Source organism: Desulfocapsa sulfexigens DSM 10523 (assembly GCF_000341395.1).
Classification (GTDB): domain Bacteria; phylum Desulfobacterota; class Desulfobulbia; order Desulfobulbales; family Desulfocapsaceae; genus Desulfocapsa; species Desulfocapsa sulfexigens.
In genome coordinates this window covers 1269599-1288703 of sequence record NC_020304.1, presented here as the reverse complement: position 1 = coordinate 1288703, position 19105 = coordinate 1269599, and the positions used below count along the sequence as shown (strand labels likewise).

The window sequence follows — 19105 nt, the reverse complement described above, 5'->3', positions numbered from 1 at the left end:
AGGAGAATGTTATGGCCTATAAAGCTGTTTTTCACGTGGATCAAAATGAAGAGCCAATACTGAATCTGGCTTTAAATAATGTTGTAAACCTGCTGAAAGCGATCCCCGGAGAAGAGCACGATCTGGTAATCCTCTTCAATGGGCCAGCAGCAAAGCTTATGAGTCGCAACAGTATTGGAGTGCTTCTCGAGCGGGTCAGGGATCTAAAAATAAAGGGTGTTCGTTTTCAGGTGTGTAAAAATGCGATGGAACGATTCGAAATTCCGAAAGAACAGATTATTGAAGAGTGTGAGATTATTCCTGCTGGTATTGTGGCCCTGATTGATCTTCAAAACGATGGGTTTTCCTACATTAAACCCTGAGGTACTGTTTCCTCGCAATCAGCAATCGCCTGTTACCAGGAAAGCACCCTACTATTTTTTCTCCACAACCAGTAGGGTCATATCATCATTCCCATCGAGCTGATCGCCAAACTGTTTCAATTCTCCAATAATACTCCGTGCCGCCTCCTTAAGTGGCAACTCACGACTACCAATCATGGAGTTAAAAAAGCGCTCTGTACCGTACAATTCACCCTTTTCATTACTATATTCAGTAAAACCGTCCGTATAGAAGAAAAGCCTGTCACCGCTGTTTAAACAGCCCTCAGCCTCATCCCAGTGGCCATCCATTCCAGCAGGAGGCCCACCTGTATCCAGGGCTGTAATTCCTCCCTCACGCGTCATGTGAATAACCGGGGGGTGCCCTGCACAACAGTATCGGAAGGTACTATTTTTCGTATTAAAAAGGAGGTACACGATTGTCATATAGCGATTAAAACGGGCCATTGGAAATTCCTTGTTCAGCTCCCGAATCACCTCTCCCGGTGAGGTAACGCTTTCCACCCTTCCATCCATGCCCTGTTTTTTGGTGATCGCAGCAAAACCGCTAAGTGCCTGAGTAGCGAGCGCCGTCATCATTGCAGCGGGGAAACCATGCCCGGAAACATCGAGGATGTAGATAGCCAGATGGTCACTATCCAGTCGCTGAATATTATAAATATCCCCCCCTACCTCCTGGCAGGGTTGAAAGTAGGAGGCAAAACGTAATTCCTTACAATCTGGAACACGCCTGGGAAGAAGGTGTTTTTGAAGGTCTGCGGCGGCATGAAGACCTTGAAGTAATTGCTGCTGCTGAACAAGCAGTTCCCTGTTCGCATTCTGAAGGGAAATAGTGAGCCGACTAATTGCCAGATGCGTATGAATACGAGCCAGCAGCTCACCCCTGCCAACTGGTTTGGTTATGTAATCAACCGCTCCAAGCTCAAAAGACCGCATTTTTGACGCCATATCTTCACGGGCAGAGAGCATGATGACGGGGATAGCCCGTAACCTTTTTTCACTCTGCAGTCTTTCACACAGAGAAAAACCATCCATTTTGGGCATGGCTATATCAAGGAGAATGAGGTCAACCGAATTCCGAAGACAGACGTCAAGCGCTTCCACGCCATCAACTGCACCCATTACATTATATCCACCGTCACGAAGATACGCCTTTAATAATGTCTGGATGGCCTCACTGTCATCAACAACAAGAACTGTACTCTGTTTTTCAATGAGATCCATTTTCTTCAGAACCGGGAGAAATATTTTACAAGTCTTAAAATATTCTTATCACCTGACCTGCGATAACTTACCTCATCCATAACTTCGCAAATAATAGCAATTCCTCTACTATCTGGCGGAAGTATTTTGGTATTAATGGCAATTTCCCCCTGGCCATTGTTTTTCAGAAAATTCTCAAATATTCCATGGTCCACAAAGGTGCAGATAACCCTGTCATCAGTGGTGGTAAATTTCATGTTGAAATAAGTATCTTCTGCAAACTTATAGGCATGTTTGACAATATTATTGGCTGATTCCGTCACTGCCAGTTCAAGCTGATAGGTTTCGATATTATTAAAACCAAGATTCTGGAAGAGGGCATGAACTGAAAAACCAAGCAAACGAACATCAGCAAGACGTGCTGGAACGCGGAAGACTATAGAGGAACCCGAGGGGATTTCATTCGTTACCGATGACATCAGAACAGTATGGAGTTACGTGTATTAATGGAAGACTTAGTTCCTGGCCCATTTCTTAGTCAACACCACAGAACCAGTGAGTTGCTGAATAAATGAGGTGGTTTTGCGGGACGGCTTAATAAACTCAAGACCGTATTTTCCATCACGACAGTTACGGATCACAGTATGTTCTTTGAATTTAAATGCTCTTCCAATACGTCCCTCCAGAATAAATTCGTCGCCAACTGAAAGTTTTGAAGGCGAGACCAGGAGAAGCCCACCTGGAGAAATATCAAGAACAACTCCGGTGGAACGTTTCCCGGTACTGCTGTTGGTGCAATGAACAATGATTTCTTCATTCGTTATCTGCTTACTGATAAGACGCCGGTATTTTCTTCGCTCTTCGTCACTAACATCCTCAATTGTTTCAGCATCTTCCATCGTTAAGGAGGCGAGCAGGGCTTCATCAAAACCTGTTACCTTGGCAGGAGTAGCAACAAATTCCGTTTCCACCTCACGAGGAATACTTCTTTTTTTCTTCTCTGCACCAAGCTTCTTAAAAGCTTCGTCACGATCTGCGGCTTGAATAAATATATCATCCAGGTGAGTCATCTTCAGCAGGCTGAGAACCATCTCACTGACACCACACAGCACCAGCAGTCCACGCCCATCAATTTCTTTCAGGCACTGCACAATAGCGCCAAGCCCGGTGGAATCGACAAATTCGACACTTGAAAGATCGAGCACGATATCCATATGCCCTTTCTGAATAAAACTCTGCATAGCGTTAAAAAAAGTCTGCGCGAAAGAGGCATCAAGTCGTGATCCTTCACAAGTAACAACAAAAATCTTTTGGATGACTTCCGTATTTATTTTCATTGCAAAGTACCAAGAGCAAGAGATATCAATAAGTAGGAGTAAATATCATATGCTACCAGAAAAATAATTGTAGCACAAGATGCGTCAGAATCAGAAAAATCACCTTCCGGTTTTGTAAGGATGCCCCTTACGTACCCAGTCATAGACGCCGTAACGCAGATTGTAAATCCGTTTAAATCCCTGATCAGCCAGTATTCGCGAGGCAACGGTTGATCTGTTTCCGGTGGCACAGTAGATAAAAACATCTTCATGCTTCCTGGGTTCCAGTTCTCCAATCCTTGCCTGCAACTGCTGGATGGGAATCAGATGTGTTCCCTCAATATGCACCTGCTGATATTCTTCAGGAGTTCGTACATCAAGGATAAACGGCTTAAGATTTTTTAAAATATCTGCAGCCTCATCGGCCGTAACCTCAGTATAATTAGGACGTACAAGGTCAACAACGGTGATGCTGCCACCGCCCTCACCAAGACTATAATCGTAGCTCCCCACGGCCTTCATTTTAAAAAATGGAGAGTCCTCCGGTTTTGGAGAGAGCATATCTCCAAGCTTCAACGCCTCCATACTGAATGCCAGGGAGGTGAATTCCTCCGGATAGCTGAACTTTATATAATCTCCCCGATAGACGGTGAAATAATTATCTTTTGAGGCAGGGTCAACTGTAAGCACTCGGAATCCAGTAACAATTTCCCCTGAAATCACTTCGCTGTCTTCAGCCTGGCTGGATATCACAGAAGCATATAAAATTACAAATACAAGCAACAAAAATTGTTTAACCATTTTATCCTCCATTCAAGACAGTATTGATTGCATTCCACAGCTCACTTCTAATGTCAGTAACGTACCAAAATCCCAAATCTCCTGCAAAATTTCACTATCATCCATTCAAACCTTTTTTTAAGAAATGGCCACACATGGAAATTCAACAGTACAAAAACAAGCTGGAAATCATCGGTAGGAAAGGAAAAACAACGAAAAGCAGATAGGTGACTGGAAAATTCAATAATCTTTCAATTTCCCAACACAAGAAAATAGAATAAAAAAGCAGGAAGTGGCCATAGGTACCGCATTTAACGAAATGCAGTACCTGCAGCCGCTTTTTTAACTACGGATCATGTCTGCTATCTGAAAGGCCACTTCCAGGCTCTGCTCAGCATTGAGGCGTGGATCACATGTCGTAAGGTAGTTATTCATTAACTCCTCATCAACGATATTTCTGGCACCTCCGGTACATTCAGTAACATTATTGCCGGTCATCTCGAGATGAATGCCACCAGGGATAGTTCCCTCTGCCCAATGGGTTTCGAAGAAACAGGTTATTTCAGAGAGTATATCATTGAAATTTCGTGTCTTATGGCCACTTTTTGCCGTATAGGTATTGGCATGCATGGGATCACAGCTCCAAACTATATTATAACCTTCCCTTTTGGCTTCACGAAGAAGCGGAGGCAACACTTTTTCGATATTTTTCATACCTAGCCTGGTTATCAGGGTCAAACGGCCTGCTTCATTTTCGGGATTCAGCGTCTCAATAAGTTGTTTCACATTATCAAGATCATAATCCGGTCCTATCTTCACCCCTATTGGATTGTTCACGCCCCGTAAAAATTCCACATGGGCTCCATCCACCTGCCGGGTCCGCTCACCAATCCAGAGCATATGGGCCGAACAGTCATACCAACCTCCTCTGGTTGAATCTTCCCGAGTAAGGGCCGTCTCATATCCAAGCAGCAATGCTTCATGGGAGGTAAAAAACTGTGCCTGCTTCATCTGGGGACTATTGGAATCAATACCGATGGTCTCCATGAATTGCAGAGCCTGTTGAATCTGTTTTCCAAGTCTTTCATAACTGCGTCCCATGGGAGATTGTTTCACAAACTCCTGATTCCATGCCGATACTCTGTGTAAAGCAGCAAAACCGCCACGTGTAAAAGCACGAAGGAGATTCAGGGTTGATGCCGCCATATAATACCCTTCCAGCATCCGGTTAGGATCGGGAATACGAGCTGCCGCAAGGGGTTCAGAACTATTCACCATGTCTCCCCGGTAAGACATAAGCTCTACACCATCAACCATTTCCGTATCTGCAGAACGGGGTTTGGCAAATTGTCCAGCAATGCGGCCAAGCTTGATAACCGGTTTGCCACCGGCATACGTCAACACTACGGCCATCTGCAACAGAACTCTCAGTTTCTCACGAATATTAGGGGCCGTAACCTGGGAAAAATCCTCGGAACAGTCACCCCCCTGAACAAGAAAGGCATCTCCCGTTACGGCTTTGGCAAGCAGAGCCTTGAGATCTCTGATTTCACCTGCGAAAACCAGAGGCGGTAAAGTGGAAAGTCTTTCAAGCACCGCATCATGGGCCGTCATATCCGGCCATTTAGGTTGCTGAAGGGCTGTGAAGTTCTTCCAGCTTGTTTTCGTCCATTTATTCTGTTCTGTTCCCATGCTCTTTCTCTCAGTTGTTAAATAATTTTCCTGCGGAAACACCCCTCCCCGCAAGGTATAGCTCTTATATACTGCGGCAGCAGACTTCCACATCAAATGCGTTTAAAATCCGCATCTCCCCTTCTCTCTTCTTGCCTTCAGCAGGAGCTCGAAATTCTAGTTCAGCGAGCATCTTTTCGGCACGATTTCTTGTGGGAATTGCCTCCATGCCAGTAGCCAGAACCTCTTTGGTGGCAGTATCGAGTAACTCGGCATCACGCCCATTCGTCACCACAGCAAGGGGAATCTGGTAGCTTTTTTCAAGCACCCTCGCCGCAGCAATCGCTGAACGTTCCCGGCTAACCAATGATCCAGCCCCATAACGTATTACAAGGAATTTTTTGCCAAAACCTTTCAGGGTAACCGCAAGCTCAATATTTGAACGTACAAACTGACGGTTGAAAAGGGTTTCAATAAAACAGCGGGGTTCCAACTCTTCCTTATTATATCCCAGTTTTTCAACCATCATTCTCGATAAGTCCTGACGAATACGTTCATCATCGGTATCTACAAGTTCTTCCCCAGTGATAAAATCCCTCAGTGTACCATAAACCATGTGGTGAGTTGGAACATCATTCACATCCATTCCTCCTAAACACGAATGCCCCTCCTTGATATAAGGAAGGGCATCATCAAAGCTACTCCCTACCAGCTTCTAGAGTTCAAGCCAGGATTCAGAGAATACAGTCTGTCCGGAAAGTGCTTTGTAGGTCTTGTAATGTTCAAGAGCTACCCCTGAAAGCCGTGAAACACCCGGATCGTCACCGTCCATCATTGCATGGATCATATCCACATGCTCCTGGCGCTCACCTTTGCAAATTGCCATCAACTCTGCATCATAGGAGTTAACAATAGCCGTGGAAATTCCATACTTCATCAGCATGATCAGGTAGGTACGATCCAGGTACTTACGAAGATGCTCAGCAACACCATTGGAAACATTGGAAAGCCCAACGGTGGATCCAGCACCGGGAGCAATGTCCGCCAGCATTTCCATAAACTCGAGTCCAGAGGCAATCTGATCAGCACCAAGAGTAATAGGAGTTCCGATTGGATCGAAAAGGATCTTCTCGTTAGGGATACCACCTTCGTTCAATGCCATCATCAAATCAACGGACATGGCCGCACGCTCAGCAGAATCACGAGGCATGCCATCAGCACCCCAGAGTAGAGCAATAACGTCACATTTCATCTCAGCAGCAACGGGAATCATCTGTTCCATACGCTCGGGCTGAGCAGAAATGGAGTTCATCAGAGCCTGTTCCTTGTTTTTTACAGCCTTAAAACCGGCCGCCATCGCATCCATATTAGTGGTATCGAGACAGAGGGGAACATCAGTAACCGCTTCAACAGTGCTAACAACCCATGGAAGAAGTTCGGTACCATCTTTACGAGCAGGTCCGATATTCAGATCAAGATAGGAAGCTCCTGCAGCAGTCTCCTCTTTTGCCATCTCCTGAACTGGGCCCTGAACACGATCTTTCATGGCGCCACCACTGCGCTTACCCATGATATTGATACTTTCTGCAATTGCTTTAACTGTCTGACCCATTGTACTCTCCTTAAGTCTCTAAATTATTGTATTTTTCAATTATTTTTTATCAATACACATAAAAACGTCAATTTAAACGTTTTTTAGTTTTTTGTCAATTCTGAGCGCCACGCGTTCCCCTGCAAGACGCAGTTCTCAATGCGGGAGTTCCTGCTCCTTATTTTTTGGCAGAGGGGAACAGGCTCATGTCCGTATGGGGAAGAAAGAGAGCAGCCATATAATGATTCATAAAATCAGGATTTTCAGAGAGCTCCATATTTGTCATAAGCGTTCGCACAGCGACTCTTTCACGAAAACGCTTATGGTCGGTCAGGCTTATCTGGCACCCAAGCATGGATGCGTTCCCGATATAGAAAAAGCGATCCCTGTCAATATCGGGAAGCAGACCTATGCTGATTGCCCGTTCCAGATCAATGTAGGAGCCAAAGTTGCCGGCAAGGATTACCCGGTCAAGATCACTGAAGGTAAGGCCGACAGATTCAAGTAATGTCTGATAACCCGCATACATGGCACCTTTAGCCCGGATCAGGTTATCAAGATCGACCTCAGTAATAACGATATCCTCACCTATCATGGAATCTCTGTCCCAGGCCAGAACATATTCCCATCGATCCTCACCTTCACGAATTCGAGGATGGTTCAGAGAGCGATTAAACTTACCCTGCGGATCAAGAACTCCCGCATCCAACAGCTCCGCTACAATGGAAATCAAACCGGAGCCACAGATACCACGAGGTTTTGTCTGACCAATGGTTACAATCATCGGGTCATAGGTTTCGGGATGGATCTGAAAATTCTCAATGGCCCCCTGACTGGCCCGCATCCCAAATTTTATGCCACCACCCTCAAAGGCAGGACCTGCAGAACAGGCCGCACAAACCATCCAGTCCTTATTTCCAACCACAATTTCACCGTTAGTACCGATATCGATAAACAGTGATATTTCGTCACTTTTCTGCATCTGACAGGCATGAACCCCAGCCACAATATCACCACCGACATAGGAAGAAATACAGGGATAGAGAAACATTCTGACAGAAGGATGGGCCATGATTCCCAGACCTGCCGCCTTGGTCAATGGAAACTGACTGACGCTTGGGACGTAGGGTGCTTCCCGCAAAAATTTTGGATTAATGGCCAGCATTAAATGGGCCATAACTGTATTTCCAGCCGTCATGATATAGCTGATATCACTGGGGCTGATGATATGCTTTTTACACACCTCTTCAATAATATTATTGATGGTGTGAATGACTTTACCCTGCAACCCCTTAAGTCCGCCAGGACGTTGAGAATAGATCATACGGGAAATGACATCCTCACCGTAACCAATCTGCGCATTGTAACCTGATCCTTCGGCAACAATTTCACCACTGTTGAGATCAATCAAAACGCCCCCACAGGTAGTGGTACCGATATCCACGGCCAGACCGTACAGACGGTCTGTTGTATCACCCGGTTCAACGGCAATAATCCTGTCTGGCTCTTTTTGTCCCTTGCCATGCAGAAGTATAACGGTGACATCCCAGTTGGCCTCACGGAGCACCAGTGGCAATTCATGAATAAGTTCCGGATGATCATAACTGGGTTCAAGGCTATCCGGGTTTGCATTTTTCAGGGCACGCATCAAACGCTGCATGTCTGAAATATTATCCTCGAGAGTTGGAGGGGGTATTTTTAGAAATTTCTTTCCAACCGGTGGATCCACACTCCATGATCCTATAAGCGAATCCAGGGATCGTGCAGAAATCGCCCGAGTGGTTTTAGGAGCACACTTTAAGGCCTTACCATCCGCTTTCACCATCTCAGGAATACGGACGGTTATATCGGACACAACCCTGGCCTTGCAAGCCAGACGTACCCCCTTGTCATACTCCCCCTTTTTGAGGGAAGCAGCACTATCAGATTCCACATCACCATTTTCCAATGTAACTTTACACTTTCCGCAAACGCCATCACCACCACAATAGGCATGTATATAGACCCCTGCCGCTGCAGCCGCACTAAGAAGATTTTCACCGTCCTCAACTGTGACATGGACGTCATCGGGCAAAAAATGTATGTTATGTTTCATTGAATGTCTCTCTCTGATCAAAATTCAAGTGCTCTCAGGTCAGCATAAAAATAACAGGATGTGAAACCTTGTCAAGAAATATTGCTTATAACATATATAAACAAAATTGATCGATGATATCCAAACACTCCCACGTACACACTCGGAAAACATGAAAAACAACGAAAATTCAAGCTTTTGGATAAGTGCTCATATCATAACAAATCCCACCCTGGAGGAAGCCATTGTGGACTATCTGGTTGGTGTGATGGGGGCCAGCGTCGAACAGTCCGTCGACGTAAAGGGTCCTGCTCTTCACCTCAACACCTACCTGAAAGAAAAAAACCCCACCAGCGAAACACAACAGTTACTCCGGAACCAACTTGAATGTTACCTCACGGAACTGGCAACAATTTTTCAGGTTGAAAAACCGATTATTTCCTGGAAACGTATCGAAGACCAGGACTGGTCAAATAACTGGAAGGTCCACTTCAAACCCTTTGCAATCACCGAAGGATTGATAATAGCGCCCACCTGGGAGGAGTATACGGCACAGGAGGGTGAGCGGGTCATCATTATGGATCCGGGAATGGCCTTTGGGACCGGACACCACGCAACAACAAGTCTGACCCTCGACTTTATCAGACAAATACTTGCCCACGACAAAGATCAACGCATCCTTGATGTGGGAACTGGCACCGGAATCCTTGGAATGGGAGCAGCCCTTTTCGGCGCCACACATGTGCTCGGGATTGACAATGACCCGGAGGCAGTGCGTGTTGCCCTTGAAAACGTCAGCCTGAACAACCTGGATTCTGTAATGGATGTCTCACATGAACCGCTGCAGCAAATAAAGGGGTCGTTTAACCTTATTGTTGCCAATATCATCCATGATGCACTGATCACCATGACTGATTCTTTCAGCAACCTTCTGGTTAGAGAGGGGAATCTTGTTCTGTCAGGAATCCTTCATGGTGAGCAGGAAAAGAATATCATTCGTGTATTCACCGGTTGTGGTTTTTTGTTTACAGAAAAAAAACAACGGAAGGAGTGGGTTGCTCTCCATTTTACAAAAACCGATTAGTTCCCTGGCAAGTCCTTTGAGCCAGTGCTTCTTTGATGTTTTTCAGGACATCACCGGTCATCGATATCAGCCGTTCTCTGGACCTTCTGGCCTGTCCATGGGGTTGATCTGATAATTTTCATCAAACATAATGCCCATGCCGTTTGCTTCGCATCTGGCCACTATACCGGAGGCACGCACCCATACTCGCTCTCTTTTCCAGCTTTTCAAAGTTTCAAGGGAAAGAATAAATTTCAGGATTTGCAGATCTTCGAGGGATAGGAGGAAATCTATGCGGACTTTGCTCGCCAGCGGCAGTGGGTGATTGGTTTCGATAAAAGCACCACCTGCGCTGATATTAGCCGTCAGGTATTCCATCATCGGTGTTTTCCCAGACAAGGTCTCAGCTGTAACCTTTGTCTGGATCCGCATGGAAAATCGCTTATGTACCCTACGTTCATCGCCTGACATTTTTACTCCTGGAGTTCACTGACTCAAATCAAATCCACAAATCTTGTAATAATGTTATCTTCTCCATTTTGAGAAGGCAACTTTTTCCTGCACTAGCTGTTTCTTTTCTTTTGCGATTCCATCTATTTTGTGGAAGGATACGCATCTGTGGACTTTCCGGCAAAACAATTTCGTTAAAATTCTCCATAAGAAGTCATTTCTTTTATGCGTCGATTCTTTATACAACCCGACACCACCATCACTCCTGAGATATTCCTCTCAGAACAGGAGTCTCACCATATCAGCAAGGTACTTCGATTATCAGTTGGTACCCCGCTGCAACTCCTCGATGGCAAGGGTAATATTCACGATGCTGAAATTGTTTCCCTTGGCAAACAAACACGATTACGCATTCTATCATCGACACACGTTCAGCGGGATGAAACACCCCTTCGGGTACACCAAAGTATTCTCAAGGGACAAAAAATGGAGTTGCTGGTACAAAAATGCACGGAACTTGGAGTCTTCGAATTCACGCCATTTTATAGCGATCGCTGCCAGCTGAAAAAAGCAGAACTCGATAAGGTCTCTAAAAAATATGAACGTTGGCAGCGAATAGTGGAAGAGGCATGCAAGCAGTGCAACAATCCCATCATGATGCAGTTGAACCCTCTGCTTTCTTTTAATGAAATGCTTGTGCAGCATGATAACTCTGTACAGAAAATCCTGTTCTGGGAAGAAGAGCAGCAGAAAAATTCTCTGCATTCCTGTTCCTTACAAATGGACAGGGCTGGCCTGCAAATTGTCTTTGGTCCGGAGGGCGGTTTTCCTGTTACAGAGGTTGAGGCTGCTAAAAAAGCAGATTTTCAGATTTTAAGCCTTGGCCCCAGGGTCTTAAAGGCAGAGACCGCGAATATTGCCGCCGTGTCAATTATCCAGCATTTACTCGGCAATATGTAAACGATGCGTGTTCTTTTTCTTTTGTGAAATCACAAAAACAGGTATATCAAAACTATTAGTAATTTTTCACCCCCCCTCAAATAAAGGCCTTCTAAAAATTGGCCTGCAGATGACAAGAGGTACACCATGTCCAAGTGGTACGTAGCTGTAGATGGAAAATCCACGGGTCCCATGACCACCAGTCAGCTTTCTTCAGCCCTCTCTTCCGGGCAATATCCGCGTTCGAGCATGGTCTGGCGCGAAGGTCTTGCGGACTGGCAAGCGGCAACAACCATTGCCGAACTCAACAATCCGGCTGCGACAACTACGCCACCACCTGTTACAGGAACCCGGGCCCACGAAATTGATTACGAGATTTTTGGCCACGAAATGCAGTTTGTGGAAATTGAGCTGGATCCCCGGGAAAGCGTGGTTTCAGAAGCTGGTGCCATGATGTATATGTCCAACGGCATCACAATGGACACCGTCTTCGGTGACGGTTCCGAGGAATCGCAATCGGGTGGCTTTTTTGACAAGATGCTCGGTGCCGGGAAACGGCTGATCTCAGGTGAAGGCCTGTTTGTCACCATGTTCACTCATACCGGCCAGGGCAAGGCTAAGGTTGCCTTTGCTTCCCCATATCCGGGAAAGATCATTCCCCTTGATCTCAAGCAGTATAACGGGAGAATTATCTGCCAGAAAGATGCCTTTCTCTGTGCAGCAAAAGGTGTCTCCATAGGAATTGCTTTTCAGAAGAAAATCGGAACCGCACTCTTTGGAGGCGAAGGCTTTATCATGCAACAACTTGATGGTGACGGCTTTTGCTTTGTTCACGCCGGCGGCACAATTATAGAAAAGGAACTGGCAGCTGGAGAAACCCTGCGGGTAGACACCGGCTGTCTGGTAGCATTAACCCAGACGGTGAATTATGATATTGAATTTGTCGGCAACGTGAAATCGGCAATATTTGGCGGTGAAAGTTTCTTTTTTGCCACCCTCCAGGGCCCCGGCCATGTCTGGTTGCAGTCCCTGCCTTTCTCACGCCTCGCAGGACGGATCCACCAGGCCGCACCACAAACCGGCGGGCAAAGTGTGGGAGAAGGCTCCGTCCTTGGCGGCCTCTCTACACTGTTTGAGCGTTAGGAATAAAAACACCGCAAAAGAGGGTTCTCTCTCTTTTGCGGTCAACTCTGTTCTTCAATAAATGCTCTGACCTCAGGAGAAATTCCCAACTGATCGCCCAGGGCATCAAGCCAGTTTCGTTCTGCATCACTATCCATTTCAATGGTTGCCACTGCAAGCATATACATGGTTTTCATCACGGACGGATCATCAATCCCTGCTGTCAATTCAGCCAAAGACCTGGGTCGATGAAGCTCACTTACTAAAAACATCTTCTCTTCACTCTCCAACTCAGCCCCGCGCAGACGATCAAGAATAGCCTTCTCTTCGGACTCATCAAGGGTGCCATCGGCATGAGCAGCTGCAATCATCACCTGAATGAGCCGTACAGCCAGTTCTTCCCCCGTCACCCGCTGTTCACCTTTTGGTGTCGGAACCGGAGGTGGTGACGAACGCGGCAAGGGGGGAAGCATTGTTTCTGTCCCCATGGAACTCGAAGGAATCGCAGGTGGAGCCATAATAGACATTGCTCCAATACTCTTTTTTTCTTTCTCTGCTTTTAGAATCTCAAAAGCCCCGACGCCAAGTCCAATCATGGTCATCAGACCCTGTCCCGAGGCTAGAGAATCAAAGATACCATCTCTTTTGTTCCTCCGAGAGCTGCCTCCACCAAGAGTTTCCCTTACAATCTTTCCTAATAATTTCTCAGCATTAAACATCGACTCACCCTTTATAGCCAGAATCCACTACCAGATTCTCCCCTTTGGCACTCTGCACAGCTAACTGATCACAGCGCTCATTTAACGGATGCCCGGCATGACCCTTTACCCAGTTGAAGACAATATCAATTCCCTCTGTAAGGTCAAGCAGTCTGGCCCACAAATCAGCATTCACGGCTGGATTACCATCGGATTTCAACCAGTTTCGCTTTCGCCAGGCCTTGGCCCATCCCTTACTGATCCCATTGACGACATACTGTGAATCGGAAAACAGGGCCACCTTTTCAGAACTTGATGGGAGGGCTTCAATCCCCTTAATGCAGGCCATGAGCTCCATTCGATTATTTGTAGTGTGCTGATAGCCTTCTGAAAGTTCACGCAATTCTCCATTCACAAGGAGAACCACGCCATACCCGCCTGGCCCTGGATTATTAATTGCCCCCCCATCAGTGTAAATTTCGATAGAGGCCCCTGATGATGCAGGTAGTTTATGGATCTCTCTTTTCTTAATCATCCCTTTTGACTCTCCCCACCGAGGATCATCCATCCAGGCTTCAGCTTCCCGACGGCTGACAAAGCCTTTATATTTGGCTCCCCCATACCCCTTTACTTGGGCCTCCGCTTCCGGCCAGGAACTATAAATCCCCGGCTTTCTGCCATTTGCCACTGCATAAAACTTGTTTCTGGCCATACTCTCCAATCCCCTGAAAACAAAAAAACCGTCAGAAGCCATGCCCCTGACGGTTTACAAATCTGTGATCAAGAACCTTCTTAATTAATCATAGCAATCACAAAAAATCCTATGATAACGAATACAAAAAAGACTCCAACCTTAATACAGACTGAATGATCCTCTTCCGGTTTCTCATGCCCATGTCCATGTCCGCTCATCTTCACCCCTCCTGAAATAAAATACAAAAGTTTATGATACGAGTATATGAACAATTTTAATTCAATTTGTCGATCTCTTTATTTGAATTATGAGAATTTAATTCCGAATTTGCAAAACAGTAACAAATGGTAAGAGTCAACATCCCTCACAGATTGTATCAATCTTTACTCTCTTATCAAGCAGTGGTTGGATACAGTACCAGGGGTACTTAAAAAAAAAGCAGAGTCGCAATGACCCTGCTTTTTGTTGAAAAATATCTGGCTGGTTATTTTGTCTTTCTTAGCCGTATACCTGCTATTCCAACCAAACCGGCACCAAAGAGAAGTATCGTTGCCGGTTCCGGCACAGGAGAAGCTTCCTCAGCCCAGAGACTGAAGTGGGACAAGCCGTTCCCAGTAAAACCAGCTGGAACATTTTTTATATCCCAGGGGATACTGTAACTCGAACCAGCTGTCAGGGTCAATATTCCACCATCATAGAGTCCGAATGCACTGCCAGCCTTGATGCTATACCAAAAATGTCCTGTCCAGTTAAAAATACTGTCACTGGGGATATTGATATATCCAACACCATCTGTAGTATCCAATATGTTGCCATCCCAGCTAAACCATGCAGGATCCCAGGGAGCAGTAAAACCAACCGGTATAAGATTACCCTGAGGTTCATCACCTATGTATTCTTCCTCAAATTTTCCAATGGAGAACACATCAACGTCACGCTCATAGTACTCATCGAGCAACCAATTCACATTATCAAAGTCATCAAGCCCATCACCACCGCCTGAGCCAGTACCAATCAATGGGTACTGGCCTGCACCGGCAACTACTAGTGTTGCCTGACTCACCCCGGATCCTCCAAGAAAAAACAGACATACAAAAGCAGCAGCAAAACACATACTTGTTATTTTGTTACTTTTTCGCATAATTTCCCCTCTATCAAGATAGCACGGTTCGGAGATATTAATTCTTCATGTCTACAGTTTATCAGAATTCAAAAAAAAGACATCGGTATAAATACCCATTCTCAACCAAATAGGTGAAATTATCAATCGTCAAATTCAAAATTAAACTTTTTCAGAAATATCTGTCCTGTACAAACACATTCCTATTCCACAGAAAGAAACTGAAGTTCCTGCTCTAACTCCCTGACCCGGTTTTCCCACAGAGGACACTGCTTTCTGATGCACTCTTTGTTTTTCATATACTGTGAACAGCGAAGGGATCCTTTTGCCTCCATGGGAACGGAGAGCATCTCTGCTGACAACCTGGCAGTTTCAGAAAGAGCCAGCCAGGTCTCCCTTTGACAGCAGCGCCCACCACGGTATTCCGAAATAACCTTTAAAATTTTGGCACTGAAGGCCTGTGCTGTCTGTCGTGGTGACGGGGTGAGAGGTGTGGCTGAAAATATTGTAGAAACTGCTATTCCTGAACCAATTGCTGCCCCGCATGCACCCCAGAAACCGCAGACCCCACCTGGAATATCTGCCCCTCGGCTGATCCCGGTGAGAATCGCCTCTTCCCTGATATCACCTCCGGAATTCCGATAACAGGCAAGGATAATACCAGGAATCATGGCATGATGCTCCGGCCCATGCATTGGGATTGCCGGATGGCTGCGAATCAGTTCGAGTAAGGTTATAAGATCACGCTCCTCTGTTCCACTGCAGATGGCCTTGATCACTTCGATTCCATTTTCTCCATGGCAACCATCACAGACAAAATGACCCTGCTCGCAACACCCATTGGCAACAAACAGACGGCCGCAATAGCTGCAGACCATCTCCCGACTATCGGTAAAATAGTGCAGGTCAGTGCCACAGATCATACAGCCTTCAGTTTTTCGTTCCAATTCAGGGGAACTCTCATCACTGTCGCAGCAGTGTGTACCTTCTGAATCGCAGCAACTATTTCCCATACTACTAATCTCACGCTGAGGAGAACAGCAGGAGTTCTCCATTACTACATTTGTGACCACCCCCTCTTTATCAAGTACAAAGACAGAGTCATCCAGTAAAGCCACCTCCTGCAGTGAAACAGATGTCCGCCGCCCCTTCACTAGAGCAACACCAGACTCCGTGTAGACAGCACCATAGGGGCCTCTGTAGACCACGTCAACCAACTCCTCCTGAACAATAACCGGACGGATCGCTTCATAGGTGAGTGAGAAAAAATCCACATTCTCCACCCGACGGTAGGGAAACCGTTTTATAAAGCGGATAGCAGAAAAACCTGCAGCTGCCATCATGGTGACCAGTTCCTCCTGTTGCATGGCACCACCGAGGCACTCACCACGATAACGGACATTGTTCTTGAGAGTAGCAGGAATGGCAGTGTCGGTGACGATATCAGAGACCACCAGCCGTCCACCGGGTTTCAGAATACGAAAAATCTCCTGATAGGTCATGCGCTTGTCAGGACTGAGATTTATCACGCAGTTAGAGATAACCACATCGGCGACACCATCATCCAGCGGAATCTGCTCGAGAAACCCTTTGCGAAATTCCACATTGTTATAACCAAGCCGTCCGGCTACCTCCGGTAATGAATCACCCGCAAGTTTTAGCATTTCATCTGTCATATCAATGCCGTACACCAGGCCTGTCTTGCCAACTGATGCAGAAGCCATAAAGCACTCTATTCCGGAACCGGAACCGAGATCCACCAGCGTTTCCCCTTCCTGTGGAGCACCATCAGTAACCGGACTGCCACAACCATAGGAGTGCTTTTTGGTTTTTTCCGAAATAAAATCAGCCTCTGCCTGGGCAGGTGCCAGGGGATTGGCGATATCCTCCTTGGCAACAAGCGCCGCAGCACCATAAAATTCACGCACAGAACTGTGTCCCGCGCCAGAGGCCAGGGAAATAAGACAGTTACAATGAGTAAGTGCAACTTCTGCACTCTCTTCCTCACCATCTGGACAATCATAACGGACATCTCCCATACGCAGGAGAATTTGACTCTTTTCCGCGTGATTATAACAGTTGGCCTGTTCTTCGATCAACTGGAGAGCAATACGGTTATAGAGAGGTACATAAGGATCATGCCCCACCCATTCGTTTCCTGACATCAGACTGTGATCAATATCTCCACCACCAACAAGAAACTTCAGGGGATTCGCCAGATACGCTGAAGAATGAATCAGACTGGCCTGACGCAACTCATTGAGGACAAGACTTGTTTTCCACACTGTTTCCAGGCCCTGATCCAGATGTCCACAGGCAGTTTGTTCCATTCCCACAAGTGCTGGAGAGGGATAGATACTACCGTCCGGCCCCACGGCCACAGATTCCCAGGCGGTGTTGGAGAGATCATATCTGGTACCGGGTGTTGAAAAGATCTGACTACGTAGCGTCTCAATGTTATCAATGGTCAGCCCCAGTTCGTCTGCTCGCTGCCAAGCAGCTAACAGGTGGGGAAAAATGGTGTCAGGACTGATAAACTGCTCCCTGTTCCCCTTACCCCGAATAAAATGGTAAAGCAGGTGGATGGATGCCGCTCCCAACTCAGCAGCCAGATCCACTAATTTGGGCAGATCTTCAATATTTTCCCTGCTGATGGCCACCGACAGGGTCACAGGTATTCCTGCTTCCTTCATCAAACCAAGATTTTTCACCAATTTCTGGTAAGTGCCGCTGCCCCGCAACCTGTCATGACTGCTTTCCAGACCATCAAGGCTGACCTGAATATGGAGCCTTTCAAGACTTCCGAGTTCTTCCAGATAGCGATCAAGCAGCATACCGTTTGTAAGCACTGCCACATGCACTTCTTTATTTTTCAGAAGTAAGCTGCGAAGAAAGGGCAGGAAATCATGGTAGAGAAAGGGTTCCCCTCCGGTGAACGAGAAGAGGCGACAGCCAAGATCAAATGCCTGCTGCACTGCATGTTCTAAAAGTTCAGGAGCAAGAGTTCTGGTTTTTGCGGGCGAAGCAGAAAAAAGGCAGTGGCGGCAACTAAGGTTGCAAGTATCGGTAACGTGAAACCAGCACTCTTTAAGTTGCTTAAGCCTGAGTAACGATGCTCTGCCCTGATAAGGCTCCAGTGGCTCAATGGCAAAGGCATGCTCGAGCTGATCCCTGCTGTAAAAATCTGCGGCATTACTTTTTTCAGAACAGAGCAATCGATCCGCTTCAGCGGAAACGACGATCCAGTCCGGAATATCCGGCTGCACGTAGAGGATATGATTCTCCAGTTGGAAACGATGCCACCCCTCTATCCCTCTACTTTTGACACTATTTATCTTCATTGATCACTTAGACCTCGCTGCCGGGAACTGGTGGCGGCCCCTGCTCTACACTGATCCGCCCAAACTCCAATCGTTCGTCATAGACAGCCAGCATTAAAAAAGTCGCAAGGGGCTGAGCAAAGAGCACTGCCAGAGGAATAGAACCACCAACAGACATAATAAGCAGATAGAGAAGCATAAGAACAACCTGGTCTGCTATTGGTTTTCTAACAGCCATATTCCAGGATTCCTTAATGGCCTCAAACAGTCCCATTTTACGATCTGTCATCAGAGGGATCATGTAGATGGTTGCAAAAACCAGAAATGCAAGGACGAGGAGACCGGGAAGAATTAAAAGCAGAAAACCGAAAAAGGTGGCAAAGACAGCCAGAACACCAAAGGCAAACAGCGGCAGAAACAGGCGCATCTCAGAAAAGAGATCCCCGATCTGTGGCTCACGACCATCACGCAAAGCCTGCAGCAGGGACTGGATATAGCCAGCAGTGGTGACAGGAGCGAGAATCCCAAGGCTGAGGGTCACCACTATCAATTGTACCAAGGTCAGCAAAATGACAGGGACGATAAATTGTAAGGTGCTTTCCCAGGCTGTTGTTAAATGCTTTTTAAAATCCATTCGTTACTCCTTTTATTTGTAAGTTCGATAGACTCTGCATACAAACTGTA

18 protein-coding genes are annotated in these 19105 nt (G+C 46.4%); 4 read left to right on the top strand and 14 right to left on the bottom strand.

Going from position 1 to position 19105, the window contains the following annotated elements:
* The first annotated feature begins 11 nt into the window (after nt 1–11).
* Nucleotides 12–362 carry a DsrE family protein gene (locus UWK_RS05720; RefSeq protein ID WP_015403409.1) on the top strand — a complete coding sequence of 117 codons (351 nt, stop codon included), beginning with the start codon at nt 12–14 and terminating at the stop codon, nt 360–362.
* Nucleotides 363–413: 51 nt separating this feature from the next.
* Here UWK_RS05720 and UWK_RS05715 read toward each other — a convergent pair whose 3' ends face one another.
* From UWK_RS05715 to UWK_RS05680, 8 genes are all read right to left on the bottom strand, one after another.
* Nucleotides 414–1604 carry a PP2C family protein-serine/threonine phosphatase gene (locus tag UWK_RS05715; RefSeq protein WP_015403408.1) on the bottom strand — a complete coding sequence of 397 codons (1191 nt, stop codon included), beginning with the start codon at nt 1602–1604 and terminating at the stop codon, nt 414–416.
* Between the two features lie 5 nt (nt 1605–1609).
* Nucleotides 1610–2062 carry an ATP-binding protein gene (locus tag UWK_RS05710; RefSeq protein WP_015403407.1) on the bottom strand — a complete coding sequence of 151 codons (453 nt, stop codon included), beginning with the start codon at nt 2060–2062 and terminating at the stop codon, nt 1610–1612.
* A gap of 36 nt (nt 2063–2098) precedes the next feature.
* On the bottom strand, nt 2099–2920 hold the full coding sequence (locus UWK_RS19575; RefSeq protein WP_015403406.1) for an anti-sigma factor antagonist: 822 nt from the start codon (nt 2918–2920) through the stop codon (nt 2099–2101).
* 99 nt (nt 2921–3019) lie between these two features.
* The gene (locus UWK_RS18275) at nt 3020–3700 is read right to left on the bottom strand and encodes a rhodanese-like domain-containing protein (RefSeq protein WP_015403405.1); all 681 of its coding nucleotides are present in this window, start codon (nt 3698–3700) and stop codon (nt 3020–3022) included.
* Between the two features lie 321 nt (nt 3701–4021).
* Entirely contained in the window at nt 4022–5371 is a 1350-nt protein-coding gene (locus tag UWK_RS05695; protein WP_015403404.1) for a class II 3-deoxy-7-phosphoheptulonate synthase, read from the bottom strand.
* Between the two features lie 64 nt (nt 5372–5435).
* On the bottom strand, nt 5436–5996 hold the full coding sequence (locus tag UWK_RS05690; protein WP_041916327.1) for a type I restriction enzyme HsdR N-terminal domain-containing protein: 561 nt from the start codon (nt 5994–5996) through the stop codon (nt 5436–5438).
* 69 nt (nt 5997–6065) lie between these two features.
* Entirely contained in the window at nt 6066–6962 is an 897-nt protein-coding gene (locus tag UWK_RS05685) for a dihydropteroate synthase (RefSeq protein ID WP_015403402.1), read from the bottom strand.
* Nucleotides 6963–7119: 157 nt separating this feature from the next.
* A complete protein-coding gene (locus tag UWK_RS05680; RefSeq protein WP_015403401.1) occupies nt 7120–9036 on the bottom strand; it encodes an ASKHA domain-containing protein in 1917 nt (638 codons plus the stop codon).
* A 151-nt stretch (nt 9037–9187) separates the two neighbouring features.
* Here UWK_RS05680 and prmA point away from each other — a divergent pair, with 151 nt between their 5' ends.
* A complete protein-coding gene (gene prmA, locus UWK_RS05675; RefSeq protein WP_015403400.1) occupies nt 9188–10099 on the top strand; it encodes a 50S ribosomal protein L11 methyltransferase in 912 nt (303 codons plus the stop codon).
* A 66-nt stretch (nt 10100–10165) separates the two neighbouring features.
* Here prmA and UWK_RS05670 read toward each other — a convergent pair whose 3' ends face one another.
* Nucleotides 10166–10549, bottom strand: a complete 384-nt coding sequence (locus UWK_RS05670) for a PilZ domain-containing protein (RefSeq protein ID WP_015403399.1) — start codon at nt 10547–10549, stop codon at nt 10166–10168.
* A 204-nt stretch (nt 10550–10753) separates the two neighbouring features.
* Between UWK_RS05670 and UWK_RS05665 the strand changes: the two genes are divergently transcribed.
* Nucleotides 10754–11488: a 16S rRNA (uracil(1498)-N(3))-methyltransferase gene (locus UWK_RS05665; RefSeq protein ID WP_015403398.1), complete on the top strand. Its 735-nt coding sequence runs from the start codon at nt 10754–10756 to the stop codon at nt 11486–11488.
* A gap of 126 nt (nt 11489–11614) precedes the next feature.
* Nucleotides 11615–12610 (top strand): TIGR00266 family protein, encoded by a 996-nt coding sequence (locus tag UWK_RS05660; RefSeq protein ID WP_015403397.1) that lies wholly within the window; start codon nt 11615–11617, stop codon nt 12608–12610.
* Between the two features lie 41 nt (nt 12611–12651).
* Here the strand turns inward: UWK_RS05660 and UWK_RS05655 are convergent, their stop codons facing one another.
* The 5 genes from UWK_RS05655 to UWK_RS05635 all read right to left on the bottom strand — a co-directional run bounded on the left by UWK_RS05655 (nt 12652) and on the right by UWK_RS05635 (nt 19055).
* Nucleotides 12652–13308: a DUF533 domain-containing protein gene (locus UWK_RS05655; RefSeq protein ID WP_015403396.1), complete on the bottom strand. Its 657-nt coding sequence runs from the start codon at nt 13306–13308 to the stop codon at nt 12652–12654.
* Between the two features lie 4 nt (nt 13309–13312).
* Nucleotides 13313–13999 (bottom strand): ribonuclease HI, encoded by a 687-nt coding sequence (rnhA, locus tag UWK_RS05650; RefSeq protein ID WP_015403395.1) that lies wholly within the window; start codon nt 13997–13999, stop codon nt 13313–13315.
* A gap of 466 nt (nt 14000–14465) precedes the next feature.
* Nucleotides 14466–15122, bottom strand: coding sequence for a PEP-CTERM sorting domain-containing protein (locus UWK_RS05645; protein ID WP_015403393.1), 657 nt, complete (start codon nt 15120–15122; stop codon nt 14466–14468).
* Nucleotides 15123–15304: 182 nt separating this feature from the next.
* Nucleotides 15305–18442 carry a DUF5714 domain-containing protein gene (locus UWK_RS05640; RefSeq protein WP_015403392.1) on the bottom strand — a complete coding sequence of 1046 codons (3138 nt, stop codon included), beginning with the start codon at nt 18440–18442 and terminating at the stop codon, nt 15305–15307.
* Nucleotides 18443–18449: 7 nt separating this feature from the next.
* A complete protein-coding gene (locus UWK_RS05635) occupies nt 18450–19055 on the bottom strand; it encodes a hypothetical protein (protein WP_015403391.1) in 606 nt (201 codons plus the stop codon).
* Between the last annotated feature and the right edge of the window lie 50 nt (nt 19056–19105).

Excerpts from the sequence above, each read along its gene's own strand:
- UWK_RS05720 (WP_015403409.1), top strand. The coding sequence starts at position 12 with ATGGCCTATAAAGCTGTTTTTCACGTGGATCAAAATGAAGAGCCAATA.
- UWK_RS05715 (WP_015403408.1), bottom strand. The coding sequence starts at position 1,604 with ATGGATCTCATTGAAAAACAGAGTACAGTTCTTGTTGTTGATGACAGT.
- UWK_RS05710 (WP_015403407.1), bottom strand. The coding sequence starts at position 2,062 with ATGTCATCGGTAACGAATGAAATCCCCTCGGGTTCCTCTATAGTCTTC.
- UWK_RS19575 (WP_015403406.1), bottom strand. The coding sequence starts at position 2,920 with ATGAAAATAAATACGGAAGTCATCCAAAAGATTTTTGTTGTTACTTGT.
- UWK_RS18275 (WP_015403405.1), bottom strand. The coding sequence starts at position 3,700 with ATGGTTAAACAATTTTTGTTGCTTGTATTTGTAATTTTATATGCTTCT.
- UWK_RS05695 (WP_015403404.1), bottom strand. The coding sequence starts at position 5,371 with ATGGGAACAGAACAGAATAAATGGACGAAAACAAGCTGGAAGAACTTC.
- UWK_RS05690 (WP_041916327.1), bottom strand. The coding sequence starts at position 5,996 with ATGGATGTGAATGATGTTCCAACTCACCACATGGTTTATGGTACACTG.
- UWK_RS05685 (WP_015403402.1), bottom strand. The coding sequence starts at position 6,962 with ATGGGTCAGACAGTTAAAGCAATTGCAGAAAGTATCAATATCATGGGT.
- UWK_RS05680 (WP_015403401.1), bottom strand. The coding sequence starts at position 9,036 with ATGAAACATAACATACATTTTTTGCCCGATGACGTCCATGTCACAGTT.
- prmA (WP_015403400.1), top strand. The coding sequence starts at position 9,188 with ATGAAAAACAACGAAAATTCAAGCTTTTGGATAAGTGCTCATATCATA.
- UWK_RS05670 (WP_015403399.1), bottom strand. The coding sequence starts at position 10,549 with ATGTCAGGCGATGAACGTAGGGTACATAAGCGATTTTCCATGCGGATC.
- UWK_RS05665 (WP_015403398.1), top strand. The coding sequence starts at position 10,754 with ATGCGTCGATTCTTTATACAACCCGACACCACCATCACTCCTGAGATA.
- UWK_RS05660 (WP_015403397.1), top strand. The coding sequence starts at position 11,615 with ATGTCCAAGTGGTACGTAGCTGTAGATGGAAAATCCACGGGTCCCATG.
- UWK_RS05655 (WP_015403396.1), bottom strand. The coding sequence starts at position 13,308 with ATGTTTAATGCTGAGAAATTATTAGGAAAGATTGTAAGGGAAACTCTT.
- rnhA (WP_015403395.1), bottom strand. The coding sequence starts at position 13,999 with ATGGCCAGAAACAAGTTTTATGCAGTGGCAAATGGCAGAAAGCCGGGG.
- UWK_RS05645 (WP_015403393.1), bottom strand. The coding sequence starts at position 15,122 with ATGCGAAAAAGTAACAAAATAACAAGTATGTGTTTTGCTGCTGCTTTT.
- UWK_RS05640 (WP_015403392.1), bottom strand. The coding sequence starts at position 18,442 with ATGAAGATAAATAGTGTCAAAAGTAGAGGGATAGAGGGGTGGCATCGT.
- UWK_RS05635 (WP_015403391.1), bottom strand. The coding sequence starts at position 19,055 with ATGGATTTTAAAAAGCATTTAACAACAGCCTGGGAAAGCACCTTACAA.